Genomic DNA, 23,679 nt, shown 5'->3' with positions numbered 1-23,679 from the left:
GTCCGCCGAACCCGGACGCCGCGCGCGAGTTCGGGCCGCATGTGGGCTCGTCGCCGTTCCAGAGCCGAGCGCCGGACGGCAGGTCGCCGAGGATCTGGGAGACGTCGTCGGTGAAGGTCATCGGGCCGCCGGCCCCCCTCGAAGCCGAGCAGCCCCTGACCCGGGACCACCGGCTGCCAGTCGACCGCGATCGGGTACACGAGCTGGATCCCCCCGCTGTCCGCCCGGACCGGTGACGTCCGTCCGGAGCGACGACGCCTGGATGTCCTTCGCCAGGTTGTACCGTGCTGCGGCGGACACGGTCGTGGTGGGCGAGGTCGCCGTGACGGTCCCGTTGTCGGCGTCGTCCGCGGTGCCGGTCGCACGGACCGTGATCGCGTCACCGTGCCGGAGCTCCGCGGAGACGTCGAGCACCGCCGGTACCGCAACCGCTCGGCCTTCGGGGACGGAGTCGAGGTCGCAGACCAGCTCCTGGCCGTCGATCCGTGACCCGCTCCCGGTGCACCGCGAGGGCACGGCGGCCCAGCGGGTACCGGCCGGCGCGGTGAGGGTGAAGCGCTCGTGTGAACTGGCCCCGCCGGTGGAGTTCATCGTGACGCGGTACGTGATCGCGTCGAGGGTGCGGACGATGCCGTTCGCGGCGCCGCTGTCGCCGCCCGGCTGGTCATCGGGCGTGAACGGACCGTTGCCGTCCTTCGCGACCTCGATCGCGAGCCCGACCTCGGCGTCGGTCGACGTGGCCGGACCGGTCGACGTGGCCGGGGACGGCGCAGTGGATGCGGCCGGAGACGGCCCGGTCGTCGGGGACGGGGTCGGCGCGGTGGACGCGGCTGGCGCTGACGCGGACGGTCGCCCCGCGACCGCCCAGGTCGGTGTCGCCACGGTCAGCACGAGGCTCGCGGCGGTCACCAGCGTGACCGCGATGCGGAAGGGGATGCGTGGTCGCAAGGGGACTCCAGTTCAGGACGGGCACCGTCAGGTACCTGGGGCGGTATCCGTACGTCACACATCAAACACGAGCGGCGTCCCAGCGCCTCTTTCTCGACATTCCGTATTCCACCCGCATACGATCAGGCACGATCCGGTCACGATCCGCGACGACGAGCCCGACCGGGGCGACACTGACGCCATGACACGGGGGGAAGACCGGGGTCTCGATCGGGGTCGTGCTCGCGCTCGGCGGTGGACTGGGTGGCTGCGCGGCGATCTCGGTCGGGCAGTGCGTCGAGTGGGCGCCGCTCTCCCCGGCCGAGCAGGAGCAGGAGGCGAGCCTCGTCGTGGACGCCGACCTGCGGCCGACCGACCGCACTGTCGAGGCGCTCGGGCGCTACCGCGTCCGTGAGGCGGACATCACCAGCGTCCGCAAGGGCCACGCGCCCGGCGACCGCATCGACGTCATCGCGACCTCGGACCAGTGCACGAGCAGCGGGGAGCCGGTGGAGTACCTCGACGGCGATCCGCTCGCCGAGCCGGGTTCCTACCGGCTGTACCTGACGAAGGAGCAGGCCGGGGGCGCGTGGCGACTCGTCGTGCCCGGCGCCGCCCAGCGTCTGGACGACTGACCGGCGCGAGCAGGCGCGTCAGACCTCGACGTCGCTCCCCATCGTCACCGTGCGCCGGAGCGGCAGCCCGAACCGTGCAGCCGGGTCGGCGGCGTTGTGGGCCATCGCGACGAACAGCTTCCGCCGCCACGACACCATCCCACCCTTGCCCGAGCCGGTCCGGAGCGCACCGCGGGAGATGAAGTACGACGCCGCCGACATGTCCTCCTGCGCCAGGTCGAGCACGCCGGCGGCACAGGCGGCACGCATCGCCGCGGGCAGGTCCTGGTCGTCGGAGAACCCGAAGGTGATCGTGATGTGGTCGATGCCGTCCTCGTCGTGGCCGAGCTCGTCGCGCCTGAACGCATCGGACAGCGCCACGTGCGGCACGTTCGCGGTGAGCACGGACACGATGACGACCCGCTGGTGCACGACCCCGTTGTGCTCGACGTTCGCCCGGAGCGCGAGCGGCGTCGTCTCCTTGTTCGGGTGCGGGAACACGGCGACGCCCGGGACCCGCGGGATGTGGTCGGCGTTGACCGTCTCGATGAACTCCGAGAGGGACCCCTCGCGCTTCCGCCGCTCCTGCTGCACGAGCTGGCGCCCGCGGTGCCAAGTGGTCATCAGGGTGACGACGGCGAGCGCGATGAGCAGCGGCACCCACCCGCCGTGCACGACCTTGGACAGGTTGCCGGCCAGGAAGGTGAGTTCGAGGCCGCCGAACACCACGGCGACGAGCACGAGCTTCCACGTCGCCCAGCGCCACAGCGGCTTCACGACGACGAGCAGCAGGAGTGTGTCGACCACGAGCGCCCCGGTGACGGACACCCCGTACGCGGTGGCGAGCGCCGCCGAGGACCGGAAGGCGAGCATGATCGCCATCACGCCGATGAAGAGCAGCAGGTTGACGGCCGGCAGGTAGACCTGGCCGCCCTCGCGCTTGGACGTCTGGCGGATGGTCAGCGGCGGGAGGAGCCCGAGCTGCACGGCCTGCCGGGTGAGCGAGAACGCGCCGGAGATGACTGCCTGGCTCGCGATGACGGTGGCCGCGGTGGCGAGGATCACGACGGGGATCTGCGCCCAGCTCGGGAACAGCAGGAAGAACGGGTCCTCCGTGGCCGTCGGGTCCTCGAGCACCAGCGCTGCCTGGCCGAGGTAGTTGCAGACGAGCGCGGGGAACACCACGAAGAACCAGGCGCGGAGGATCGGCATGCGTCCGAAGTGGCCCATGTCGGCGTACAGCGCCTCGGCCCCGGTGATCGCGAGGACGACCGCGCCCATCGCGATGAAGGTGATGAACGGGTGCGCGAACAGGAACGCGATCGCCCAGGTCGGGGACAGCCCCTGCAGGACGCCGGGGTGCTCGACGATGTGCGGGATGCCGGCGACGGCGATGACGACGAACCAGAGCAGCATCACGGGTCCGAACGAGGCACCGACCTTGGCGGTGCCGAACCGCTGGACGACGAACAGCCCGACGAGGATGACGGCCGCGATCGGCACGACGAGGTGCTCGACCGACGGAGCCGCGGTGCCCAGGCCCTCCACTGCCGACAGCACGGAGACGGCCGGTGTGATCACGGAGTCGCCGTAGAACAGGGCGACCCCGACGATCCCGATGACCAGGAACACGGTGGTCCCGCGCGGGCGGTGCGCGTGCAGACGTCGGGCGAGTGCGGCGAGCGCCATCACCCCGCCCTCGCCGTGGTTGTCGACCCGCATGAGCACGAGTACGTACTTGATCGACACGACGATCGTGATCGACCAGACGAGCAGCGAGATGACGCCGTAGACGTCCTCCGGGACCGGCCGGACGATCCCGCCGTCGACCGAGAACACCGTGCGCATCGAGTAGAGGACGCTCGTGCCGATGTCCCCGAAGACCACACCGAGCGCGGCGAGGGCCAGGGCTGCCTTGCCATGGTGCCCACGGGCCTCCCGGCCGGCGGGCTGCTGCCTGGCCGTCGCGGGGTGCGTGGCGTCGTCGCCGGGACCGGCGTCTCCGGGCTGGGCGTCACGCGCAGCCGACGGCTGGTCGGACGACTGCGACGACGCGCGGGTCTCGGTCACGGCGGGGGCTCCAGTTCGCGGCCGTGCGGGCGACGGCCGCGCCCATCATGCACCCGCGGAGTGACAGCAGAGCACCAGGCGCACCTGACGCAGCGTCGAACGGCTGCTCAGGCGTCCTGGTCCGGCACCGTGACGATGCGGTTCTGGTACGCCCAGACCACGGCCTGCAGGCGTGACCGGACCCCGAGCTTGGGCAGCATGCGCGCCAGGTGGGACTTGACGGTGGAGACCTCGACGACGAGCTCCGCCGCGATCTCCTCGTTCGACATCCCCTGCGCCAGGAGCAGCAGCACGTCCCGCTCCCGGGCGGTCAGCACCCCGTCGACCCGGTCGCCCGTCACCGGCTGCAGGCTCCGGCGCGAGGTGAACTCACGGAGCACTCGCCGGGTCAGGGCCTGGTCGAGGGTGCCGTTGCCCGCGGCCACCTGACGGACGGCGCCGATGATCGTGTCCGGTTCGGCGTCCTTGAGCAGGAACCCGGACGCACCGGCCTCGAGGGCACCGAACACCAGGTCGTCCATGTCGAAGGTCGTGAGCATGAGGACGGGCACCGCGGGGTCGGCATCCGGTCGGCAGAGTTCGCGGGCGACCTCGATGCCGTTCCGGACCGGCATCCGGATGTCGAGGACCGCGACGTCGGGCCGCGTGCTGCGGGCGAGCGCGAGTGCTTCGCCGCCGTCGGCGGCGACCCCGACGACCTCGATGTCCGGCTCGGCGTCGAGGAGCGCCGAGACGCCGGCCCGGACGAGTGGCTGGTCGTCGGCGACGAGCACGCGGATCACCGCGCCACCTCCGGGTCGGCGGCCGTCGTGTCGGACTCGGGCCGGGCCTCCCGGCCGAGCGTCAGTGCGACCAGCCACCCGCCGTCGTCCGTCGGACCGACCTGGAGGCCCGCCCCCCACCAGTTCCGCCCGCTCGCGCATGCCGCGGAGTCCGTTGCCACCCGCGGGGGGTGCTGCCCTGCGCCGGCACGGCGGCCGGCCCGTTCTCGACGCGCACCACGAGGTGGTCGTCGGCGCGGTCGTCGATCGTGACGGTGCACGGCGCACCCGGAGCGTGCAGGGCGGCGTTGGCGAGGGCCTCCTGGACGGTGCGGTACGCGGCGAGCTGCGCGAGCGGGCCGACCCCGTCGCCGAGCGGACGGCCACCTCCTGCGCGGTCGACGGCCAGGACGTCCAGCCGGACGTCGCTGCGGAACCGTGCCCGTTCGACCAGGTCGACGACCCCGGCGACGGTCTCGACGGCCCGTTCGGCGGGGCTGTCGTCGCGGAGCAGGCCGACCAGGCGGCGGAGGTCCTCGAGGACGGCGGTGCTCTGCTCCCGGACCTGGCGGACGCCCTCGTGGGCGCGCTCGGGGTCGGTGTCGATCTGGCGGTCGATGACGGCGGACATGAGGGCGATCCCGGAGAGGTGGTGGGCGGCGATGTCGTGGAGCTCCCGGGCCATGGCGGCACGCTCGCGGGAGACGGCGGCGTCGATCAGGGCGTCCTGCTCCCGGTCGACCGCGGTGGCCTCGGCGGTGCGGGCGACGCGGACCTCGCGGCGGGACAGCACGACCAGGGTGACGAGCAGCGGCAGGCCGACGGCGCCGACCGCCTGCAGGACGCCCTGGCCGATCGAGCCGGTGAGGCCCTGACCGAAGCTCGCCCGGAACCCGCCCGAGGTCACGGCCCACAGCACCGCTCCCCCCGATCACGACCAGCACGGCCGCTGCGGTGAGTGCGGGCCACAGCCGTGCGAGCGGGACGCGGAGTGCGGCGAGGACGACGGCCACCGCGACGGCGAACGGCGTGAGCCCGAAGAGCTCGAACGCCTGCGGGGCGAGGACGGCGACGAGCACCGGGATCGCCGCCACGACGACGAGCGTGGTTCGCGGTGCCCGGCGGGCGGCGAGCAGGGCGGCCGCCTGGGCGAGGAGCCCGAGGGTCAGGACCGTCCACGGCGCACTGCCGACGGCCGGGTAGCTGACGGTCTCGCCGATCGTGTCCGGGTCGGCGGCGTCGAGCGGCGGCAGGGCGAGCAGCAGACCGAGGGCGACCACGGCGGTGCCGAGCGCGACGAGCACGTCGGTGCGGCGCTCGCGGGCGGTGGCGGGACGCCGGGCGGGCGCAGCGCCCCCCGGCCTCGGCCTGGGGGCGCTGCGCGAGCGGCTCAGCGGGTGCCATGCTGCGATCCTACGAGGGGCTCCGCCGCCGGGATCGGGGCGTCGATCGGCAGCGCCCGACGGGCCGGGTCGTACCCGAGGTGCCCGCGGGTGGCGATGAGCAGCACCACGGCGGTGATGGTCGACATGATCGTCAGGCCGATCATCAGCGTGCCGGCGGTCATGCTCGGGTACATCGTGGGGAAGAACGTCGAGATCGTGTTGTTCACGCCGACGTGCAGCAGCAGTGCGAGCGGCAGGCTCTCGCCGGTCTTGTTGAAGACCTGCACCATCAGGACGTTGAACGTGATCGTGAACAGGGCGAACACGACGGGCTCGCTCCAGTGCGCGTTCGGCCATCCGCCCCAGTCGCTGAGGTACAGCGGCATGTGCCACAGCGCCCACACCGGGCCGAGGATCGCCGCGGCACCCAGGCCACCGAAGCGGTGCTGCAGGCGGGGCAGGGCGAAGTCGCGCCAGCCCGGCTCCTCGCTCAGACCGGTGGAGAACAGCTGGATGACGAGGCCCGGCACGACGGCGGCGAACACGAGGGCGGTCGGTGCGTGCACGTCCCCGCCCGCGAACGGCAGCGCCGACACGATGATCAGGGCCGGCACGACGACGAGCGCCAGGGCGTACCAGTACCAGGCGACCCGCCAGCGGAAAAGACGCCCGACCCAGCGGCGGAGGCCCGGGCGACCGTCGGCGACCGCGGTCACGATGAACGCGCCGCCGAGCGGGCCGAGCAGTGCGCCGGGCAGCACCCCGGTGAACTGCGCGCTGCCGAGTACCTCGGCGAAGTGGATGTCCCAGACGCCCATGCCGTGCGGCGACAGGATGTAAGGGACCCACGCGAGCCAGCTCAGCCCGAGTGCGAGGGTGAAGAACGACCCGAGCGGGTGCCGCGCGATGACGCCGCGGATCCCGTGCCGGTCCTGCGGAGCGGTGCCGGTCTGCGACCGGGCTTCGATGGTGTTCGTCATGACATCGACGCTAGGAACTGCGCCGCGCCGGGACGACCGGCGGAGGGAGGCACGTGCGGGACTTGCATCGAAAGGATGCAGCCCCGCTGCACCCGTCAGCGACCCCGGTCCGGAGCCGCGGCGGCCAGCACCACCGGGTCCTCGCAGCCCCGCGCGAAGCCCGCGATCCGCCGGTCGATGTCCCGCTGCAGCACGAGCACGCCGATGCGCTCCGCGAGCGGGGCCAGCCACTTCGGCTTGCAGGTGAAGTTGTAGCGCCAGACCGCCAGGGTGTGCCCCGGCTGCCCCTCCGCGGCGCTGAACCGCCATCCGCCCCCCCATGCGCTCGAAGAACCACGAGCCCTTCGTCATCTTCATGCCGACGTTCGAGGGCGGGTTGTACGAGACGTACTCGCTCTCCATCGCCAGGCCGAACCGCTGCACCGTGTACGTCCGCACCCCCTTGCCAGGAACGGTCGCGCCGATGAGGTGCTGCCGCCGGATGAACGGGTCCCATCGCTTCCGGACCTCGCCCTGCGTCTGCGAGACGGCGAAGGCGACGTCCACGTCGACCGGGACGACACAGCGGGACTCGACGACGGGCATGCGACCATGCTGGCACGCGGCGGGACCGCCGGACGGGAGGCCCGGGGCGGGCTCGCACCGCGCCTCCCGTCCAGTGGCGGCATCTCCGCGCGCCGCGATCCACCCTGGCGGCATGGTGGCATCTCGGGACGAGTCGGCGATGAGTTGTCCGCGCCGAGTTGCGTTCCCTGCTGTGGTCGTCCTCGCCGGCGCGGTCTTCGCCGTCGGGATGTTCAGTCTCGGGACGATCAGGTACAGCTCCGTGGACTGGGAATCGGTGGCTGTCGCCTCACAGGTCGCGATCCCGTTGGGAGTCGTGGTGGCCGCTACCGTCGCGCGGGTCGGAGTGATCGTGAGGAACCGCGCGGAAGACGAACTCGTGGCGCATCCGGTCCGCCGCGCATCGGTCATTGTGGGTGTACTGGCGTTCGTCGCTGCCGCTGTCGGCGGTCTGCTCTTGACGGTGGGCGGTTGGCAACTCGTCCTGCCGGCGGCAGCCGTCTGCGCTTCCCTGGCCGCGGGATGCGCAGGTCTCGTTCTCCGACGACCAAGAGCAGACATCCGGGACGACGAGTCCGATCACCACGGGGCAGCAGACGCCCGGTAGCCGATCCTTCAGCGGGACGAGCGACTGAGAACCGTCTGCTCTGCTTGTCAGCGCTTTGAAGGCCTGCGATTCGCGCCGAATACGATGACGGCGGAGATCATCACGCAGAGCCCGCTGACGGCGGTGAAGTACGGAGCTGGCCGAGAAGGATCGAGAGCGATCAGTACGACGGCGGCCAAGAAAACAACAAGCCCGACGAAGCCGAGGACCGCGAACAGCCGTCGACCCGTCTCCGGGCTAATCCTCTTCGCCACTGCTGCAGTGCAGAGGCCTTTGCTTGCGGAACGTGACGACAGCCCTGGGTATGGGCACTCCTCCTTCCCGGTAGCCGGTCCTCTGCCGGACGCCTCGCGGCTTCATTGAATACGAGACCAGCGGTCATCGGCTCGCAGGCTACGTATGGCATACACGAGCGTGAACGGCCCGAGGATCAGCAGCGGCAACCATGACCCGATGCTGGCGGTATTGATCACAAGGTTGACCAGCGCGAGCAGGAGCATGAGAGCACCAGTGACAGCTGAGAACCAGGCAATGGGTTTCGGCCACGGAGAGAGCTGCCCGACGTTGGCCGCCGCCGCGGCGATTCCGGTCTCACCGTCGCCGGTGTCGCTCGCATGGCCGACCGCGTCGTGCAACGCGCGGATGTCGCGGGCACCTTCGCCCCAGTCGAACAGCGTCGTCGGCACGGTTGGACGCGATCGAGCAGTAACGCTTGTCCCGCCGGTCGTCGGTGTGAGGTCAATGGTGATGACCTCACCCCAGGAGTACAGGTTCCCGCGTACGCCAAGTTCGACGCGGGCATCCGCGGACGACATGATCCTTGCGCGCTGCGTCGACGTGGCGACTCGCACGAACAGACCATGCGTCTCTTCGAGGGGCTTCGCGACCATCCAACTGGCCGTCGAGCGCGCCGCTCGCGTCCTCACTTCAAGCATGTGCTCAGTCAACCCGATCGAGCGTGCCCGCGTCCCATTCGCGGTTCCCTCAGCGGGACGTCGGCATCACGCGTGTCGAAGCAGGTGGTGAGTCTCTGTGTCCTCAAAGCGGACGAAGCCGAGCCGCTCGTACAAGCGGCGGGCCGATGTGTTCATCTTGTGCACCTGCAGCAACGTCCCGCGGTGCGCCTTCGCAGCCTCTTCCAGAACCCATCTGAGACCGGCCGATCCGATGCCCTCGTTCTGACACTCAGGGCGCACCTCGATGAGTTCAAGCCAAAGGTCGTTTCCGCGGGCACCGAGATACAGGCCTCCGACTGGTTTCGCATCCTGCTCAATGACGTGCACGTCGTGGTCACCGACCAACGGAGCGAAGAAGCGCCCCTGTTGCTCTGGGTCCCAAGGGCCGTAGGCGGCTTCGACCAGTTCTTTGTGCGCGTCCTCGTGCAGTTGGAAGAGCCAATCGTGATCGGCTTCGGTGGCTGGTCGAACGGTGATCCCCATCAGACGAGATTAGCGAAGCCTTCAGCCGGGACTGTGAGCCCGAACGGGTTGTCGTCTCGATCTCCGATCCCATAGCGGGCGTGGAGTCCGAGGTAGTGAAGGGCCTGGCGGACGGTCTCTTCGAGAGGGCGGGTGCTGTCGATGACGAGCCGATCGTCCGTGCGGGGCTCGTACCCGTCGGCGGTGCGCTGCACCTCGTCCCACGTCGGCAACGTGAACCCTGGCAGGTCGTTCGCACGCTGTTCCACGCGGCGACGGTGTTCATCGACGTCCGGACACTCGACCTCGATCGCGCGCAGCGGTACGCCAGCGGCTTCCGCTGTCGACGTCCATCCAGCCCGAGCAGGTTCAACGCCACTCACCGCGTCGGCGATGACCACCTGTCCGCGCCGCAGATTTGGTACCGCGATGGCATGCATGATCGAGTAAGCGGCGATTCCGGACTGCTCGCGCGGGATCTGGTACTTCCACATTGCGCCTTCGATCGCATCAACGCGAAGCGTCAGCGAGGGCGTCAATTCCGCGATCGCAGCAGACAGCGTCGACTTCCCTGCACCGGGAAGACCACAAACCTGAACCAGCATCGACAACTCCTTCGTTGGCCGTAGCTCCTTGTCTATCGGTTCCGGCAGCCACGGGTCCGTAACGGGAGAGCCGTATGCTCCGCGGCATGCGGCACGAATTCGACTCCCTCGGCCTCCCTCGACCAGAAGGTGCAGGCCGCTTCAAGGTGCGAGCTGCACTCGTCGGTGGAGCGGGCCTGTTCTTCGTGCTGCTCGGCACCAGTCTGTTCGCGGGCACCGCGGCGACTGATCAACCGACACCGGTGTGGATCGTCATCGTCTTGATCGCGGTCGGCGTCGGCTGCTGGGTCGTGGAAGGGCTTTTCAGAGCGCGAAGCACGAAGGGCGACGACTCGTGTCGATAGCCGATCGGCCACCGGACGCCGAGTGCTGGAACGATGAGCGCGTGACGTTCCACACCGTGACCGAGCATGACGTCGACCCCCCTTCGTGCTTTCCTACGGGACGCCGACCTCACCCTTGCCGGTCTTGACGAGCCGACCGTTCACCTCTGGATCGAACAGGACGAAGCCGGGACAGTGATCGGCAGCACCGGCTTCGAGCTGAGCCGGGACGGCACCCACGCGCTGATCCGGAGCGTCGCCGTCGCGCCCGACCGTCGTGCGGCCGGTGCCGGCTCGCGCCTCGCCATGTTCGCACTCGAACAAGCGGCACAGGCTGGGGCATCGTGCGCGTGGCTGTTCTCGCGACGGTCGGGGCCGTTCTGGCAGAAGCTCGGCTTCACCAACGCCGACCGAGAACGCCTGGCGGCCGTGCTACCCGAGACGCAACAGGTACGCCTGTTCGTCGGAACCGGTCAGCTTGGCACTGAAGTCGCATGGTCGCGCACCCTCACCGACCTGTCTCGGTAGCCGATCGGCTATCGGTGCAGATCCTGCTCGTCCCTGTCTCGGTAGCCGATCGGCTACCGGACAACCGCGACTTCTGGGTCGAGGGAATCACGCTGACGGCTGGAAGACCGCCCGAGAGCCGGTGACTACAGATGTGGTCAGATTGCTCCGTGGAGACAGTGATCCTGACCGGAATGCCTGGCGCCGGCAAATCCACCGTGAGTCGCCTCCTCGCAGCGAAACTGCCACGCGCCGCGCGGATCGCAGCCGACGACCTAAACGCAATGATCATCGCCGGAGCCGTATGGCCACTTGGTCAGCCCGCTGTCGAAGCCGCCCGCCAGGTCGAGCTCAGCTACCGCAACCTCGCTGCACTTGCCCAGAACTTCACCGACGCTGGCTTCGTCACCGTCATCGACTGCGTCATCCCGGACGGTGCACACCTCAACCGGCTCCTCGAGCATCTCTCCTTGGATCCTTCATCGCTCGTTGTTCTCGCTCCGACCACAGGAACATGCAGGGAACGCAACGCGGGCAGGGAAGCGAACGAGCGGTTCACCTTCGACGGGTACGACCAACTCGACCAGTCGATGCGTCGCGACTTCGGCGACCGCGGCTGGTGGCTCGACACCAGCGAGCTCACCGCAGAGACGACCGCCGAGTTCATTGCCGCCAGCTTCGGCCTCGAAACTGCTACGTCTCACTGAAGGATCGGCCAGTGAGGCACCGCTCAGCGGCGGCGCCTCCTGATGATGGCGCTGACGACGATCACAGCAGCCAGTACGGCGACGATCGCCGTCGGGATCGGTTCGAATCCAATGCCAGTGAACGCAGCAACCACGGTGTCCTCTCGTCAAGCGCGCAGGTGCGCGCTCGACTCGAAGGGTACGCGAAGGCCATTGCCCGTCTCGATAGCCGGTCGTTCACCGGTACAAGGCCAGCGGCGACAACCACGACAACTTTCCCGTGCCCTGCTTGACCTGGGGACTCCCGTATGACTGTCCCGCGAAAATGCCCGGTGAAGGGGCGCTGAACGCAACACCGTCCACGTACCCGAGCAAGGGTGCGGCACTTCCCGTCGGCAGACGCCGGCCCGGGGTCCAGACCGCTGCACGCGTCCCGCTCGAACACGTCCCTGCCGAACGCCGTGTCCACCCCGACGACAAGCAAGCGTGCATGTCACGCTGCTGTTGGAAGACGTTCGCTGACTGAGGCAGGACCGAGGAACGCGGATCGGTGACGAGTTGCGTGCTGAGGAGACAAGTCATCCGCGCGGCGACAGCGCCGCGCGTCGCCTCCCGCTCACACTGTGGTCACACTCAGGAAACCAGCGCGACAGACGACGCCACCAGCATCGTCGCGTGACCGCACACCGACCACTCCCCCCGGGCCTCCCGACGGAGGACCACCGCCCTGGGTGTCACCGCCCTGGCGGTGGCCGCCACCGTCGGCCTCCCCCGCCCTGATCGTCTCCCCCCGCACCGGCCGCCGCCGCTCCGGCTCCGGCCGCCGACCTCGCGTCCCGCTTCACCCTCGCGGTGCTGCCGGACACGCAGTTCTACTCCCGCTACTCGGCGTCGCAGTTCCTCCCCCCGCTACGGCGACGACCCGTTCCACGTGCAGACGCAGTGGCTCGCCGACAACGCCGACGAGTTGCACATCCCGTTCACCACCCACGTCGGCGACGTCGTCGACCAGGTCGGCCAGGCGGGCGAGTGGCAGGCCGCCGACCGGGCGATGTCCGTGCTCGACGACGCGGACATGCCGTACAGCATCACGACCGGCAACCACGACGTCCGGAACTCCGCGGACACCGTGTACGACACGTCGTACGACCTCGCCGCCGAGCCGTACCTGCGGACCTTCCCGGCCACCCGCGCCACTGGTCAGCCGACCATCGAGTCGGGCACGGACCGCACCGGGCTCAGCCAGTTCCACGTGTTCGAGGCCGAGGGGCAGCGCTTCCTCTCGCTCGCGCTGCCGTGGCGGGCCTCCGACGAGACGCTCGCGTGGGCGAACCAGGTCATCGCGGCCCACCCGACGCTGCCGACGATCCTCACCTCGCACGAGGTCATCAACATCGCGACCGACGGCCTGACCGCGGTCGACACGGCCTACGGCGAGCGCCTGTGGAAGCAGCTCATCGCCCCGAACGACCAGGTGTTCCTCACGCTGAACGGGCACTTCCACGGCTCCACGTGGAAAGAGCGCACGAACGACGCCGGGCACGCCGTCACCCAGGTCCTCATCGACCACCAGATGGACTACGAGGGCGGCAACGGCTACCTCGGCCTGATGGAGTTCGACCTGACGAACGGCACGCTCGCGATGCAGACCGCGTCGCCGTGGGTGACGTGGAAGCCGTCCGAGACGCTGACGTCCTACGACCAGCCGCTGCTCGACGCCGCCAACCAGCGCTACAGCGTGCCGGTGGACTTCCGGACCCGGTTCGCGGGCTTCGCGCCGGACTTCCGCGCAGGGACCGCGGACGAGCCGCCGCTCATCGAACGCGCACGGCAGATGCTCCTCGACGGCTTCGAGGGAGCGCCTTCCGTCACGACCGAGCTCCCGGGCGGCCGCGCCGACCACACGATCGTCGACGGCACCCTGGCCTGGTGGCGTCCCGGCGAGCAGGAGACCGGCACCCTCGCCCCCGGCGCCACGGTGGACGACGTCGTCGGGGACGCCGACCTCACCCGCATGACCCACGCCGAGTCCGGCTCCCCGACCGCGCAGGACGGCGACGTGACCGTCACCGACGAGTCGCACCCGCTCTCCTCGGACGGCGCCGGTCTCTGCTTCGCGAACGCCGACAAGGCCGCGAAGCGCTTCAGCGCGCTCACCTCCCCCCGGTGACACGGCCGTCGACCGGGCCACCTTCCCGGAGGGCTACACGATCGAGACGTTCCTGGAGGTCGACCCCTCGTGGACCGACGGCGCGAACTCCTGGTCGAAGGCGATCGTCCGCAGCGGCAACCGCTCACAGATCGGCGTCCCGCAGACCCGCTGGGACTGGACGGCCTCGCCCGCAGCACTCGGCATCTCGAACCTCAAGGAGTTCCAGTGGACCGAGGTGACCGCCGACCCGTCGAAGGGTGACCGCACGGCCTGGTCGGGCGAGATCATCCCCGGCCGCTGGCTGCACGTCGCCCTCGTGAACGACGTCGACGCCCGCACCACCACGATGTACATCGACGGCGCCCCGGTGCTCCGCAACGCCACCGACACCGGCGGTCAGACCGTGCAGGACGGCATGCCGTGGCTGTTCGGCAGCGACTGGGTCGACGATGCCGCCACGAACGGCTGGAACGGCTGCATCGGCGAGACCCGCGTGGTCGACCACCCGATCACCGCTGAGTCGTGGCTGACCGCCCGCGCCGACCTCGACGCGCTCACCGTCGACGAGCCGGGCACCGAGGTCGTCCCGACGACGATCACGGGCTCCGGCCACCCGGGTGCCACGGTCACGCTCTCCGGCGCGGTCGACGGCAGCACCGAGGTCGCCGAGGACGGGACCTGGTCGGTCGACGTCGCCGGGGACGACACCGCCCGCACCGCCGCACTCGTCCGTGCCGCGGCGACCGGTTCGGCCGAGGCCGTCCAGTCGATCGGCACCCGCAGCGGAGCAGCGGTCGCGTTCGCGGTCGCCCTACCGGACGACGTCGACCCGACCCCGACGCCGAGCCCGACCCCGACCGACCCCGCGTCGCCGGCTCCCGGCGACGGCGGTGACGACGACGGCGACGGCCCGGGCGATGACGGCCCGGGTGACGACGGAGCGGTGACGCCCGCACCGGGCGCCCTCCTGCCCGGGGATGACGGTCCGGGCGCCGGCGGCGAAGCCGCTCCGGAGGGCGACCTCGCCTTCACGGGCGCCCACGGCCTCGGCCTGCTCGGCGTGACGGCGCTCCTGCTGCTCGCCGCGGGGACCGCGGTCCTCGTCCGCCGACGGCTGGGTGCGCTGCCCCGCGTCGCGCCGACGGAGCAGTAGCGACGAACCGACGGGAGGCTCTCCCCCCGGCCGGCACGGCCCCACGCGCGAGCGGCGGGGCCGGACACGACCGGTGGGGAGCCTCCCGTCCGTCGCGTCGGAGGTGACCACGGGGCGGGCTGCTCAGGACACGACCCGTCCGTCGTCTGTTCACGATCCGATGATGAGCCCCGGTCACACGTCGGTCATCGGTCGACGACGTCCGCTGCTCGGACGGCTCCGACGCGCAGGAAGTCGAGCTTGTCGGCGTCGGGGCCCTCCTCCGCCGTGGAGTAGACGACCAGCTTGATGTCGGAGTCGGGAACGGTGACGACGTCGCAGTCGAGGGTGACGTCACCGACGATCCGGTTGTGGACCGTCTTCACGAGCGACCGGTGCGCCGCCGCACGGCCTTCGTCCCAGTACGCAGCGAAGCGTTCGCTCCCGTCCCGGAGTCGACGGATGAACGCCTGGAAGTCGGCGTCCTCCCCGAGGGTCCCGGCCGTGCGCCGGAGGTCCGCGACGAGAGCACGCTCGAAGGCGTCCGGGCCGCCGTGCGCTGTCGCGATCTCGGCGACGCTCCCGTCCAGGAAGGTCTGCACGACCAGGTTCTGCTCGGGGTCACGCAGCACCGACGGGGCTCCGAACAACGCCCGCCAGAGCGGCGTGGAGTGCACCAGCGTCCAGTCCGCCGCGAACACCGCCATCGGCAGATCGGCCATGCGGACGAGCAGGCGGTGCACACCGGGTGGGATGTGCCGGGACATGGCATCCCTCCGGGGCGGTGCCAGTCCTGCCGCGCGGTGGAAGAGGTCGGTCTCACCGCGGTCGAGCTGGAGCGCGCGGGCGAGGGACTGGACGACCTGGGCTGAGGGGGGTGCGGGAGCGACCCTGTTCGAGTCGCGTGACGTAATCGACGCTGACGCCGGCGAGCTGCGCGAGTTCTTCTCGGCGGAGGCCGGCCGTCCGGCGTCGACCGGAGGACTCCATCCCGACGGCCGCGGGGCTCAGCCGTCCCCGCCACGCTCGGAGGAGATCCCCGAGCGCTCTTCCCTGGTCTCCGGACACCCGTCCATCCTCTGCGCCTCGGGCGCGGACAGCCTGGGAACGTCTGTCCCTGGCTCGGGTCCTCGCGGAGTCGCACGCTGGTCCCCGCACCAACACGAGAGGACCGAACGATGACCGCGACCTCGACCGGCATCACGCTCCTCCGCCCGTTCCTGCCCCTCGCACCGAGGCGAGCAGACACCGACAGGAGAACCATGACGACCACCCTCATCACCGGCGGCAACAAAGGCATCGGCTACGAGACCGCACGCCGGTTGATCGCCGCTGGACACACCGTGTGGATCGGCGCGCGCAGTGCCGATCGTGGCCGCCCGGCCGCCGACGAGCTCGGCGCGTCGTTCGTGCAGCTCGACGTCACGGACGACGCATCCGTCGTGGCGGCGGCTGCGACGGTCCGGGATCAGGCGGGTCACCTCGACGTCCTGATCAACAACGCCGGCATCCTCGGGGACGTCAACGCGCCCGAGGACATGACCGTCGACCAGCTGCGTGCCGTCTACGAGACGAACGTCTTCGGCGTCGTCCGCGTGACGAACGCGTTCCTCCCGGTCCTCCGTAGGTCCACGGAGCCGTCGGTCATCAACGTGACGAGCGGCCTCGGGTCGTTCACGATGATCCACGACCCGGAACGTGTCGAATCGCAGTACCCGCTCGCGGCCTACGGCTCCTCCAAGACGGCAGTCACCATGCTGACCATGCAGTACGCCAAGACGACCCGTGACGTGCGCTTCAACGCGGTGGACCCGGGGCAGACCGCCACCGAGTTCACCGGTCACCTCGGCCACAGCGTCGCGGACGGTGCCGACGCAGCGGTCCGGATCGCGACCCTCGGCGCGGACACCCCCCACCGGGACCGTCACCGACCGCGACGGCACCTTGCCCTGGTAGTGACCTGGCCAGTCCTGCTCCCGCCGGCGGGAGCAGGACCGGCCGGACGGCCGCGTCGAGGCGGCGGCGTACCCTGGGCCCGTGGTGAAGGTCATCGTCCTCGTCATGGCCGAGTACATGGTCGACGACTCCCCGCTCTGGTACCAGGGGTCGCACGAGCTCGTCGGTGTCGCCGACGCCGAGGATCTCGGCCTGAGCCGCTCGCTGCGTGACGACCTCCGAGCGTGGAACGACGTCTTCGACTCCCTCGGTGAACCGGACTTCGCCTGGCCGTTTGCAGAGGTCCGTGACGCCCATCGCACCGACGCCTTCGCTCTGGCGAGTCGCGTCCAACTCGAACTCGGTGACGACGCGCACGTCTGGTGCGGAGCCGGTGCCGGCATCGACATGGTGACCGAAGCGGGGACGGCCATCGTGCTCACGGGCAACCAGCCCGGGACCGACGTCCTTCTCCTCCACGACGGGAGCGGCGAGGTCATGTCAGCGCGGGCCGCTGGCCTCCGCGAGGGAACGGCGAAGGCGATCGTCTCGTGGCGCGCCGTCACCGAACGCGTCGCGATGCCGTTCGGTGACGCCGAGACGCGTGCCCTCGGACTCCGAACGGCAGGACGCATGCAGTCGGACGTCCGGACGCGCGCACAGGTCGTCTTCACCGGAGGCGTCCCGGCGCCCTACTGGCACGACGAGTTCGACTGACCCAGGAGGATCGAGCAGATGCGGAAGGTCATCGTGACGGCAGCGATCGGTGCCGGCGTCGGCGCGCTCATGATGATCGCGTTCCTCGTCGCGAGCGGTGTCGACTACCGGATGCAGGAGGACGCCGGCGTCGAGCCCGGCGCCACGCCGGACGTCATACTCGGCGGCCTGCAGGCCGGCCTGTGGGTGTCCGCGATCAGCCTGGCCGCGCTCGTGGTCGGCGTCCTCGTCGCCGTCGTCCGTCGTCGACGCGGACCCGGCTCGTCCGCCTCGTCGAACGATCGCCTCCGGTGACGGCACGCCTCCTCGCGGAGGCCCGCACCACAGCCCGGCGGTACGGTGGCAGCGACCGTCACCCCTCCGCCGGAAGGACCCCCCGTGCGCCAGCTCTACCCGCCGCTCGAACCGAACCGATCCGGCCTGCTCGACGTCGGTGACGGCCAGCAGGTGTACTGGGAGGAGTGCGGGTCACCCGACGGCAAGCCGGTCGTGTTCCTGCACGGCGGGCCCGGTGCCGGCTGCTCGCCCGAGCACCGTCGGCTCTTCGACCCCGCGCGCTACCGGATCGTGCTGTTCGACCAGCGCAACTGCGGCCGGAGCCTGCCGCACGCCGGCGACCCGGCGACGGACCTGTCCGCGAACACGACGTGGACCCTCGTCGAGGACATCGAACGGCTGCGCGAGCACCTGGCGATCGACGCGTGGCAGGTGTTCGGCGGCTCGTGGGGGGTCTGCCCTCGCGCTCGCCTACGCGGAGACGCACCCGGAGCGGGTCACCGAACTCGTCATCCGGGGCATCTTCACGCTGCGGACGAGCGAGATCGACTGGTTCTACGAGGGCGGGGCCGCGAACGTCCTCCCCGACCTGTGGGAGCAGTACCTCGCTCCCGTCCCGGTCGAGGAGCGGCAGCCCGGCGGACTCGTCCGCGCGTACGAGCGACTGCTGGCCGACCCGGACCCCGCCGTGCACGGTCCGGCCGCGGTGGCGTGGGCGAGCTGGGAGGCGGCGTCGATCACCCTCCTGCCCCGGCCCGACCTCGTCGCCCGGTACGCGGACCCGACGACCGCGCTGGCGTTCGCCCGGATCGAGAACCACTACTTCACGCACGACGGCTGGTTCGAGGACGCGCAGCTCATCCGTGACGCCGGCCGGCTCGAGGGCATCCCGACCGTGATCGTGCAGGGGCGCTACGACATGTGCACGCCGGCCGTCACCGCATGGGACCTGCACCGGGCGCTGCCGTCGGCGGAGTTCCGGATGATCGACGACGCCGGCCACGCGTTCGACGAGCCGGGGATCCTCGACGCGTTGATCGAGAGCACTGACCGCTTCGCCGACGCGACCCGGTAGGCGGGGAACGGGTCGGCGGGCTGACGCTCAGGCCGAGGCGTCGGGCGTCCGCTCCGCCGCGCGGTACCGCTCGACCTCGGCGTCGACGGCCGTGCGGCGCTGGCGGAGCCAGAACAGGAGGAAACCGAGCGCGCCCGCCGCGACCAGGACGCCGCCGAGCACCGCACCCGGTACGGGACTGTCCGTCCGCTCGTCGTCGCTGCCGAGTCCGACGGCGCCGAGCAACAACGCCAGCCCGACGGCGAGCAACAGTCCGATGGCAGAGACACTCCACAGTCTCGGCGAACGCGGATCGAGGCGCTGTCGCTGCGGGAAGCTGTTCACGGCGAACACCGCCCAACCGGCGGTCGCTGCGGGGGGCGATGCGGAACCACGCTCCGAGCAGGACCACGGCCGCGATGCAGACGACGATGCCGCCGACCACCCACAGCCAGAACCCCCCACGCCGAACCCCGCTCCGTCATGCCCCCCACCGTAGCGACGGCGGAGGTGCCGAGGACGCGCCGACGCAGGACGCGCCTCCCGGCCTGCCGGCGTGGTGTGGTTGGTCCATGACCAGCGACCTCGTGCCGTGGTCGGTCGCCGGGGGGCTCGCCGTCGTGGTGGTCGTCCTGGTGATCCTCCTGCGGCGACACCAAGCCTCCACCCGCTCCGAGCTCGACGCCGCCGACCGTGCGCGGCGGGACGAACTCGCGCAGCGCGAGGCGGAGCACCGCGACGAGACCGCCCGCATCGAGGCGGACCGCGCCGCACAGGTGGAGGCCGCGGAGGCCCGCCGACGTGACGCCGCATCGGAGGCCGAGGAGAGCCGGGCGCTCCTGCGCCGCGGCATGAAGTGGGAGGAGGCGTCCGAACAGGCGATCCTCCGCGCCTGCCGGGCCGCCGGCGTCAACGGCGTGCTCATGACGAACGTCGTGTTCGTGCCCGTCGGGGAGACCGAGCAGGGGTCGTGGCGGAAGTTCGTCGCGCAGGTCGACCACGTGCTGGTGTCCGACTCCGGGCGCGGTCTGGTGATCGAGAGCAAGCGGTGGAGCGGCATCGTGTTCGACGGGCGACGACCGAGCGAGGTGCACCCGGCGTTCCGGAACCTGGTCGACGAGTCGTCCCTCGTCCCGCCGTTCGCCGTCCAGGTGCAGAGCCGGAAGGTGCTCAACGCCGAGGAGGAGGCCGAGAACTGGTGGCGCGTCCGGGTGCAGGCGAAGGGCGCGTCACCCGCGCAACAGGTCCGACAGCAGGCCCGTCGCCTCGCCCGCTTCGTCGACGAGCGGACCGGCGTCTCCCGCACCTGGTTCGACACGTGCGTGTTCTACTCGTCGCCGTCGGCCACTGCCTTCGTGCAGGCGGAGGACCGGAGCGGCACCGTCACCACGAGCGTCGTGACGAACGACCACGAGCTGCAGGCCGCGCTCGCGGCTTGGGCGGCGAAGGACTCGGTGCCGAACCGCACCCGTGCCGACGCGGTCGTGCGGGTCCTCGCCGGGCAGGGTGCCCACGCGATCACGGTCGGGAACTACCGCCTGCCGGACTGACGCGCCCCCCTCCGGACGCGACGACGCCCGCTGGTCTGTACCAGCGGGGCGTCGTCGTACGGCGGGAGGCTGCTACGCGACCGGGCGGATGACCGACGGGAGCATGACGTGCAGGTGACCGGCGAGGGCGGTCTGCGCGTCCTCGAGCGATGCGAAGTCGCCGACGACCAGGCCGAAGGTGTCCGAGGCGACGTAGCGGCCATCGCGCTTGTCGACGGAGCCGCCGAAGTAGCCGCCGAAGTAGCCGCCGTAGTTGGCGATCCACTCGTCGTCGCCCTCGAGCGTCCAGGTGAGCTTGGCCCGCGCGGCACGGGCGCTGGTGGCGGCCTGTGCCTCGAGGACGGCGACGATGTCGACGGTGTCGGTGTCGAGGGTGACGTCGGTCCCGGCGGCGGTCCGGTTGATGGTCGTGTTCATCGCGCTCTCCTGTCGTGTTCGGGGTACGTGCTGCGGTACCTGAACGCTACGACACCGAGCGTGCCGATCGACAGCGGAGCCCGCCGATTCACGGGTTCAGCCCCGGATGTTCATCCGTGATCCCCGGAACGACGGGCTTCGCCATCCGCCGATCGGGGTACAACGGGGTGCAACGGGGTACTCGCGTTCCGGACGATCCGGCCTCAGGAGACGGCGCGGAGGGCGTCGGCGATCGTGGCCAGAGCGGCGTCGATCTCGTCGGCGACCCGCACGTGCGTGGCCTCCGAGCGACGGTAGGGGTCGTCGACGTCGTCGTCCGCCGGGTCGGACGGCGGCGGGACGGCACCGCGGAGGCGCGCGACCCGTTCGACCAGGGCCTCCGGCGAGTGCACGTCGGCGAGGTCCCCCCGGCTCGAGGCCGTCGAGCACCCGAGCGAACTGCTTGATCGTGAACGCCCGCTTCGCCGCACGGGGTGCGAGCTGCACGACCGCGGACCGGTGCGAGCGCTCGGCGGTGAGCACGAGGTCGGCGGACGCGGCGATCTGCTCGGTCAGGTAGCGGGACCGGTGCGCCTCGGTGACGCCACCGAGGCGCACCGACTGGGCCGCAGCCGCACCGTCCATGACGGCGCCGTCGTCCGCGATGGTGCCGGCCGACTCGACGACGTGCACCGACGCGGCCGGCCCGAGACGCGCCTGCAGCACCTGGGCGCCGAGCGGTGAGCGGCAGATGTTGCCGCTGCAGACGAAGAGGATCCGCACGCTCAGCCCTGGCCGAGCAGGTCGTGCCGGACGACGATCGCGTCACGACCGGGTCCGACGCCGATCGCCGAGATCCGGGCACCGGACATCGCCTCGACCGCGAGCACGTAGTCCTGGGCGTTCTTCGGCAGGTCCTCGAACGAGCGCGCGCCCGTGATGTCCTCGGACCAGCCGGGGAACTCCTCGTAGACGGGCTTCGCGTGGTGGAAGTCGGACTGGGACACCGGGACCTCGTCCACGCGCACACCGTCGACCTCGTAGGCGACGCACACCGGGATGGTCTCGAGACCGGTCAGGACGTCGAGCTTCGTGAGCACGAAGTCCGTCACGCCGTTGATGCGGGCCGTGTAGCGGGCGATCGGGGCGTCGTACCAGCCGCAGCGCCGCGGGCGCCCGGTCGTCGTGCCGAACTCGAAGCCGTTCGCGCGGAGGAACTCCCCCCGACTCGTCGAACAGCTCGGTCGGGAACGGGCCGGCGCCGACACGGGTCGTGTACGCCTTGACGATCCCGATGATGCGCTCGAGCTTGCCCGGGCCGATGCCGGAACCGGTCGCGGCACCGCCGGCGGTGGCGGAGGACGACGTCACGAACGGGTACGTGCCGTGGTCGACGTCGAGCATGGTGGCCTGACCGGCCTCGAACAGGACGGTCTCGCCGCGCTCGAGCGCCCGGTGGATCTCGAGCGCGGTGTCGGCGACCATCGGCCGGAGGCGGTCCGCGTAGGACAGCAGCGACTCGACGACCTCTTCCGCGTCGATCGCGCGCCGGTTGAAGACCTTGACGAGCAGGTGGTTCTTCTGGTCGAGGGCGGCTTCCACCTTCTGCCGCAGGATGTTCTCGTCGAAGATGTCCTGGATGCGGATGCCGACGCGGTTGATCTTGTCCGCGTACGTCGGGCCGATGCCGCGACCGGTGGTGCCGATCTGGCGCTTGCCGAGGAAGCGCTCGGTCACCTTGTCGATGGTGCGGTGGTAGTGCGTGATGACGTGGGCGTTCGCGGAGACGCGGAGCTTCGACACGTCGACCCCGCGGGCCTTCAGCGCGTCGAGCTCCTGGAACAGGACCTCGATGTCGACGACGACGCCGTTGCCGATGATCGGGGTGACGCCCGGGGTGAGGATGCCGGAGGGCAGCAGGTGCAGCGCGTACTTCTCGCCGCCGACGACGACCGTGTGCCCGGCGTTGTTGCCGCCGTTGAACTTGACGACGTAGTCGATGCGGGAACCGAGGAGGTCGGTGGCCTTCCCCTTGCCCTCGTCGCCCCACTGGGCGCCGATGATGACTGCTGCGGGCATCTGGTTCTCCTCACGTTGGCGGAGGACCGCACACGGCCGTCCGGGCCGGTGGTCCACCCGAGTCTATCGGCTGGTCACCTCCGCGTCACCGGCCGGACGGTCCCTGTGGAGGACGCCCCGGGCACGGAGCACGCTTGGACGGACACGATCCGATGCAGGATCCACACCGACGAGAGGAACCACCATGAGCGACCCGATCGACGACATGAGCCGCCTGCTCGACAGCCAGCAGGCCGAGGACCTCACCGACGGCGGCATCGGTTCCGTCGAGGGTGCGCCGCAGGACGTCATGCCCGAGACCGACCGCGGGCGCGAGGCCGCCGAGGAGCGCCCCGACGCCTGACGGGCGATGACGCCTGACCGGCGATGACGCCTGATCGGTGACGACGCCTGAACGCGGACGGATGGCCACCGGAGCACGGTGGACCGGTCAGTGATCCGACGAACGGAAGGAACACCATGAGCGACCTCAGCGACAAGGCCAAGGACTTCGCGAACAGCGACAAGGGCGAGAAGGCGACCGACGCCGGCCTCGACAAGGCCGCCGGCGCAGCCGACAAGGCCACCGGCGGGAGCCACGGCGACCAGATCGACAAGGCGGAGAACGCCGCAGACGGCAAGATCGGCAACTGAGCCGGTCACGTCACCGACGGCGCACCCGCGCCGAGCACGACGGGAGGCCCGGTACCAGCTGGTACCGGGCCTCCCGTCTGTTCCGCGGTGCGTCAGGCGCCCCGCAGCAGTCGGGGCGTCAGCCCCGGAAGAAGTCCGCGTAGGACGGGTCGCCGATCGGCTGGGTGTGGCCCGGCTCGGCCAGCCGCTCCTCGACCATCGCCCGGATGACGTCCGGCGGGGTGAGCCCACGTCGACGCCACTCCATGGGGTTCTGTCGGAGCTGCACCAGGGTGTTCGTTCGCATGCACCAACACTCCCACCAACTA

At 70.6% G+C, this 23,679-nt stretch carries 27 protein-coding genes and 3 pseudogenes; 14 read left to right on the top strand and 16 right to left on the bottom strand.

What is annotated here, in order from left to right; genetic code table 11:
• Window positions 1–117 precede the first annotated feature (117 nt).
• The gene (locus DEJ15_RS05040; RefSeq protein ID WP_284175735.1) at window positions 118–948 is read right to left on the bottom strand and encodes a hypothetical protein; all 831 of its coding nucleotides are present in this window, start codon (window positions 946–948) and stop codon (window positions 118–120) included.
• A gap of 218 nt (window positions 949–1,166) precedes the next feature.
• Here DEJ15_RS05040 and DEJ15_RS05035 point away from each other — a divergent pair, with 218 nt between their 5' ends.
• Complete coding sequence (locus tag DEJ15_RS05035) at window positions 1,167–1,562, top strand: hypothetical protein (RefSeq protein WP_284175734.1); 396 nt, start codon at window positions 1,167–1,169, stop codon at window positions 1,560–1,562.
• A gap of 18 nt (window positions 1,563–1,580) precedes the next feature.
• On the opposite strand, the gene DEJ15_RS05030 is transcribed toward DEJ15_RS05035, so the two are convergent.
• The 5 genes and pseudogenes from DEJ15_RS05030 to DEJ15_RS05010 all read right to left on the bottom strand — a co-directional run bounded on the left by DEJ15_RS05030 (window position 1,581) and on the right by DEJ15_RS05010 (window position 7,322).
• Complete coding sequence (locus DEJ15_RS05030) at window positions 1,581–3,611, bottom strand: potassium transporter Kup (RefSeq protein ID WP_110823456.1); 2,031 nt, start codon at window positions 3,609–3,611, stop codon at window positions 1,581–1,583.
• A gap of 107 nt (window positions 3,612–3,718) precedes the next feature.
• Window positions 3,719–4,393, bottom strand: coding sequence for a response regulator (locus DEJ15_RS05025; protein ID WP_110823455.1), 675 nt, complete (start codon window positions 4,391–4,393; stop codon window positions 3,719–3,721).
• Window positions 4,394–4,454: 61 nt separating this feature from the next.
• Window positions 4,455–5,291, bottom strand: a complete 837-nt coding sequence (locus DEJ15_RS05020) for a sensor histidine kinase (RefSeq protein WP_284175733.1) — start codon at window positions 5,289–5,291, stop codon at window positions 4,455–4,457.
• A 471-nt stretch (window positions 5,292–5,762) separates the two neighbouring features.
• Window positions 5,763–6,575 (bottom strand): CPBP family intramembrane glutamic endopeptidase, encoded by an 813-nt coding sequence (locus tag DEJ15_RS05015; protein ID WP_284176295.1) that lies wholly within the window; start codon window positions 6,573–6,575, stop codon window positions 5,763–5,765.
• 257 nt (window positions 6,576–6,832) lie between these two features.
• A pseudogene (locus DEJ15_RS05010) lies at window positions 6,833–7,322 on the bottom strand (SRPBCC family protein).
• A 172-nt stretch (window positions 7,323–7,494) separates the two neighbouring features.
• Here DEJ15_RS05010 and DEJ15_RS05005 point away from each other — a divergent pair.
• Window positions 7,495–7,908: a hypothetical protein gene (locus DEJ15_RS05005; protein ID WP_110823451.1), complete on the top strand. Its 414-nt coding sequence runs from the start codon at window positions 7,495–7,497 to the stop codon at window positions 7,906–7,908.
• A 356-nt stretch (window positions 7,909–8,264) separates the two neighbouring features.
• Here the strand turns inward: DEJ15_RS05005 and DEJ15_RS05000 are convergent, their stop codons facing one another.
• The 3 genes from DEJ15_RS05000 to DEJ15_RS04990 form a co-directional block, all read right to left on the bottom strand.
• On the bottom strand, window positions 8,265–8,798 hold the full coding sequence (locus tag DEJ15_RS05000; protein WP_110823449.1) for a hypothetical protein: 534 nt from the start codon (window positions 8,796–8,798) through the stop codon (window positions 8,265–8,267).
• A 111-nt stretch (window positions 8,799–8,909) separates the two neighbouring features.
• Entirely contained in the window at window positions 8,910–9,347 is a 438-nt protein-coding gene (locus DEJ15_RS04995; protein WP_110823448.1) for a GNAT family N-acetyltransferase, read from the bottom strand.
• Window positions 9,347–9,931: a P-loop nucleotide/nucleoside kinase family protein gene (locus DEJ15_RS04990; RefSeq protein WP_110823447.1), complete on the bottom strand. Its 585-nt coding sequence runs from the start codon at window positions 9,929–9,931 to the stop codon at window positions 9,347–9,349. The genes DEJ15_RS04995 and DEJ15_RS04990 overlap by 1 nt, the downstream gene beginning before the upstream one ends.
• An 86-nt stretch (window positions 9,932–10,017) precedes the next feature.
• Here DEJ15_RS04990 and DEJ15_RS04985 point away from each other — a divergent pair, with 86 nt between their 5' ends.
• The 5 genes from DEJ15_RS04985 to DEJ15_RS04960 all read left to right on the top strand — a co-directional run bounded on the left by DEJ15_RS04985 (window position 10,018) and on the right by DEJ15_RS04960 (window position 14,752).
• Window positions 10,018–10,275: a hypothetical protein gene (locus tag DEJ15_RS04985; RefSeq protein ID WP_146232792.1), complete on the top strand. Its 258-nt coding sequence runs from the start codon at window positions 10,018–10,020 to the stop codon at window positions 10,273–10,275.
• A gap of 66 nt (window positions 10,276–10,341) precedes the next feature.
• Complete coding sequence (locus DEJ15_RS04980; protein ID WP_284175732.1) at window positions 10,342–10,782, top strand: GNAT family N-acetyltransferase; 441 nt, start codon at window positions 10,342–10,344, stop codon at window positions 10,780–10,782.
• Window positions 10,783–10,931: 149 nt separating this feature from the next.
• On the top strand, window positions 10,932–11,468 hold the full coding sequence (locus DEJ15_RS04975; protein WP_220032673.1) for an AAA family ATPase: 537 nt from the start codon (window positions 10,932–10,934) through the stop codon (window positions 11,466–11,468).
• Between the two features lie 910 nt (window positions 11,469–12,378).
• Entirely contained in the window at window positions 12,379–13,617 is a 1,239-nt protein-coding gene (locus DEJ15_RS04970) for a metallophosphoesterase family protein (protein WP_284175731.1), read from the top strand.
• 40 nt (window positions 13,618–13,657) lie between these two features.
• Complete coding sequence (locus tag DEJ15_RS04960) at window positions 13,658–14,752, top strand: LamG-like jellyroll fold domain-containing protein (RefSeq protein ID WP_502866187.1); 1,095 nt, start codon at window positions 13,658–13,660, stop codon at window positions 14,750–14,752.
• Between the two features lie 185 nt (window positions 14,753–14,937).
• On the opposite strand, the gene DEJ15_RS04955 is transcribed toward DEJ15_RS04960, so the two are convergent.
• Together DEJ15_RS04955 and DEJ15_RS17790 are read right to left on the bottom strand one after the other, a co-directional pair.
• Complete coding sequence (locus tag DEJ15_RS04955) at window positions 14,938–15,498, bottom strand: MmyB family transcriptional regulator (protein ID WP_284175728.1); 561 nt, start codon at window positions 15,496–15,498, stop codon at window positions 14,938–14,940.
• Between the two features lie 52 nt (window positions 15,499–15,550).
• Entirely contained in the window at window positions 15,551–15,799 is a 249-nt protein-coding gene (locus DEJ15_RS17790) for a helix-turn-helix domain-containing protein (protein ID WP_502866150.1), read from the bottom strand.
• 110 nt (window positions 15,800–15,909) lie between these two features.
• Here DEJ15_RS17790 and DEJ15_RS04950 point away from each other — a divergent pair, with 110 nt between their 5' ends.
• The 4 genes and pseudogenes from DEJ15_RS04950 to pip all read left to right on the top strand — a co-directional run bounded on the left by DEJ15_RS04950 (window position 15,910) and on the right by pip (window position 18,734).
• Window positions 15,910–16,899 carry an SDR family NAD(P)-dependent oxidoreductase gene (locus DEJ15_RS04950; RefSeq protein ID WP_284175727.1) on the top strand — a complete coding sequence of 330 codons (990 nt, stop codon included), beginning with the start codon at window positions 15,910–15,912 and terminating at the stop codon, window positions 16,897–16,899.
• The gene (locus tag DEJ15_RS04945; RefSeq protein ID WP_284175726.1) at window positions 16,793–17,383 is read left to right on the top strand and encodes an immunity protein CdiI family protein; all 591 of its coding nucleotides are present in this window, start codon (window positions 16,793–16,795) and stop codon (window positions 17,381–17,383) included. Before DEJ15_RS04950 ends, DEJ15_RS04945 begins: the two co-directional genes overlap by 107 nt.
• An 18-nt stretch (window positions 17,384–17,401) precedes the next feature.
• Entirely contained in the window at window positions 17,402–17,677 is a 276-nt protein-coding gene (locus DEJ15_RS04940) for a hypothetical protein (protein WP_110823442.1), read from the top strand.
• Between the two features lie 84 nt (window positions 17,678–17,761).
• Window positions 17,762–18,734 (top strand): annotated as a pseudogene (pip, locus tag DEJ15_RS04935) (prolyl aminopeptidase).
• Between the two features lie 27 nt (window positions 18,735–18,761).
• On the opposite strand, the gene DEJ15_RS04930 reads toward pip, so the two are convergent.
• Window positions 18,762–18,983 carry a hypothetical protein gene (locus tag DEJ15_RS04930; protein WP_284175725.1) on the bottom strand — a complete coding sequence of 74 codons (222 nt, stop codon included), beginning with the start codon at window positions 18,981–18,983 and terminating at the stop codon, window positions 18,762–18,764.
• Between the two features lie 302 nt (window positions 18,984–19,285).
• Here DEJ15_RS04930 and DEJ15_RS04925 point away from each other — a divergent pair, with 302 nt between their 5' ends.
• Window positions 19,286–20,263: a nuclease-related domain-containing protein gene (locus DEJ15_RS04925; RefSeq protein ID WP_110823439.1), complete on the top strand. Its 978-nt coding sequence runs from the start codon at window positions 19,286–19,288 to the stop codon at window positions 20,261–20,263.
• A 72-nt stretch (window positions 20,264–20,335) separates the two neighbouring features.
• On the opposite strand, the gene DEJ15_RS04920 is transcribed toward DEJ15_RS04925, so the two are convergent.
• The 3 genes and pseudogenes from DEJ15_RS04920 to DEJ15_RS04910 form a co-directional block, all read right to left on the bottom strand.
• Window positions 20,336–20,680, bottom strand: coding sequence for a hypothetical protein (locus tag DEJ15_RS04920; RefSeq protein WP_110823438.1), 345 nt, complete (start codon window positions 20,678–20,680; stop codon window positions 20,336–20,338).
• A gap of 96 nt (window positions 20,681–20,776) precedes the next feature.
• Window positions 20,777–21,442, bottom strand: a complete 666-nt coding sequence (locus DEJ15_RS04915) for an arsenate reductase/protein-tyrosine-phosphatase family protein (protein ID WP_284175724.1) — start codon at window positions 21,440–21,442, stop codon at window positions 20,777–20,779.
• A gap of 2 nt (window positions 21,443–21,444) precedes the next feature.
• A pseudogene (locus DEJ15_RS04910) lies at window positions 21,445–22,738 on the bottom strand (adenylosuccinate synthase).
• A 184-nt stretch (window positions 22,739–22,922) separates the two neighbouring features.
• Here DEJ15_RS04910 and DEJ15_RS04905 point away from each other — a divergent pair.
• Together DEJ15_RS04905 and DEJ15_RS04900 are read left to right on the top strand one after the other, a co-directional pair.
• Window positions 22,923–23,081: a hypothetical protein gene (locus tag DEJ15_RS04905; RefSeq protein ID WP_181419426.1), complete on the top strand. Its 159-nt coding sequence runs from the start codon at window positions 22,923–22,925 to the stop codon at window positions 23,079–23,081.
• A gap of 116 nt (window positions 23,082–23,197) precedes the next feature.
• Window positions 23,198–23,371 carry an Rv0909 family putative TA system antitoxin gene (locus DEJ15_RS04900; RefSeq protein ID WP_110823435.1) on the top strand — a complete coding sequence of 58 codons (174 nt, stop codon included), beginning with the start codon at window positions 23,198–23,200 and terminating at the stop codon, window positions 23,369–23,371.
• Window positions 23,372–23,489: 118 nt separating this feature from the next.
• On the opposite strand, the gene DEJ15_RS04895 is transcribed toward DEJ15_RS04900, so the two are convergent.
• Window positions 23,490–23,657 carry a hypothetical protein gene (locus tag DEJ15_RS04895; protein WP_181419427.1) on the bottom strand — a complete coding sequence of 56 codons (168 nt, stop codon included), beginning with the start codon at window positions 23,655–23,657 and terminating at the stop codon, window positions 23,490–23,492.
• Window positions 23,658–23,679: the final 22 nt, after the last annotated feature.

It is taken from the genome of Curtobacterium sp. MCJR17_043, assembly GCF_003224315.2.
Classification (GTDB): domain Bacteria; phylum Actinomycetota; class Actinomycetes; order Actinomycetales; family Microbacteriaceae; genus Curtobacterium.
Note: the sequence above shows the minus strand (reverse complement) of the source record. Positions and strands in the feature narration are given on the sequence as shown.

Excerpts from the sequence above, each read along its gene's own strand:
- DEJ15_RS05015 (WP_284176295.1), bottom strand. The coding sequence starts at position 6,575 with ATGGGCGTCTGGGACATCCACTTCGCCGAGGTACTCGGCAGCGCGCAG.
- DEJ15_RS05000 (WP_110823449.1), bottom strand. The coding sequence starts at position 8,798 with ATGGTCGCGAAGCCCCTCGAAGAGACGCATGGTCTGTTCGTGCGAGTC.
- DEJ15_RS04995 (WP_110823448.1), bottom strand. The coding sequence starts at position 9,347 with ATGGGGATCACCGTTCGACCAGCCACCGAAGCCGATCACGATTGGCTC.
- DEJ15_RS04990 (WP_110823447.1), bottom strand. The coding sequence starts at position 9,931 with ATGCTGGTTCAGGTTTGTGGTCTTCCCGGTGCAGGGAAGTCGACGCTG.
- DEJ15_RS04985 (WP_146232792.1), top strand. The coding sequence starts at position 10,018 with ATGCGGCACGAATTCGACTCCCTCGGCCTCCCTCGACCAGAAGGTGCA.
- DEJ15_RS04980 (WP_284175732.1), top strand. The coding sequence starts at position 10,342 with ATGACGTCGACCCCCCTTCGTGCTTTCCTACGGGACGCCGACCTCACC.
- DEJ15_RS04955 (WP_284175728.1), bottom strand. The coding sequence starts at position 15,498 with ATGTCCCGGCACATCCCACCCGGTGTGCACCGCCTGCTCGTCCGCATG.
- DEJ15_RS04950 (WP_284175727.1), top strand. The coding sequence starts at position 15,910 with ATGACCGCGACCTCGACCGGCATCACGCTCCTCCGCCCGTTCCTGCCC.
- DEJ15_RS04945 (WP_284175726.1), top strand. The coding sequence starts at position 16,793 with ATGGCCGAGTACATGGTCGACGACTCCCCGCTCTGGTACCAGGGGTCG.
- DEJ15_RS04940 (WP_110823442.1), top strand. The coding sequence starts at position 17,402 with ATGCGGAAGGTCATCGTGACGGCAGCGATCGGTGCCGGCGTCGGCGCG.
- DEJ15_RS04925 (WP_110823439.1), top strand. The coding sequence starts at position 19,286 with ATGACCAGCGACCTCGTGCCGTGGTCGGTCGCCGGGGGGCTCGCCGTC.
- DEJ15_RS04920 (WP_110823438.1), bottom strand. The coding sequence starts at position 20,680 with ATGAACACGACCATCAACCGGACCGCCGCCGGGACCGACGTCACCCTC.
- DEJ15_RS04905 (WP_181419426.1), top strand. The coding sequence starts at position 22,923 with ATGAGCGACCCGATCGACGACATGAGCCGCCTGCTCGACAGCCAGCAG.
- DEJ15_RS04900 (WP_110823435.1), top strand. The coding sequence starts at position 23,198 with ATGAGCGACCTCAGCGACAAGGCCAAGGACTTCGCGAACAGCGACAAG.
- DEJ15_RS04895 (WP_181419427.1), bottom strand. The coding sequence starts at position 23,657 with ATGCGAACGAACACCCTGGTGCAGCTCCGACAGAACCCCATGGAGTGG.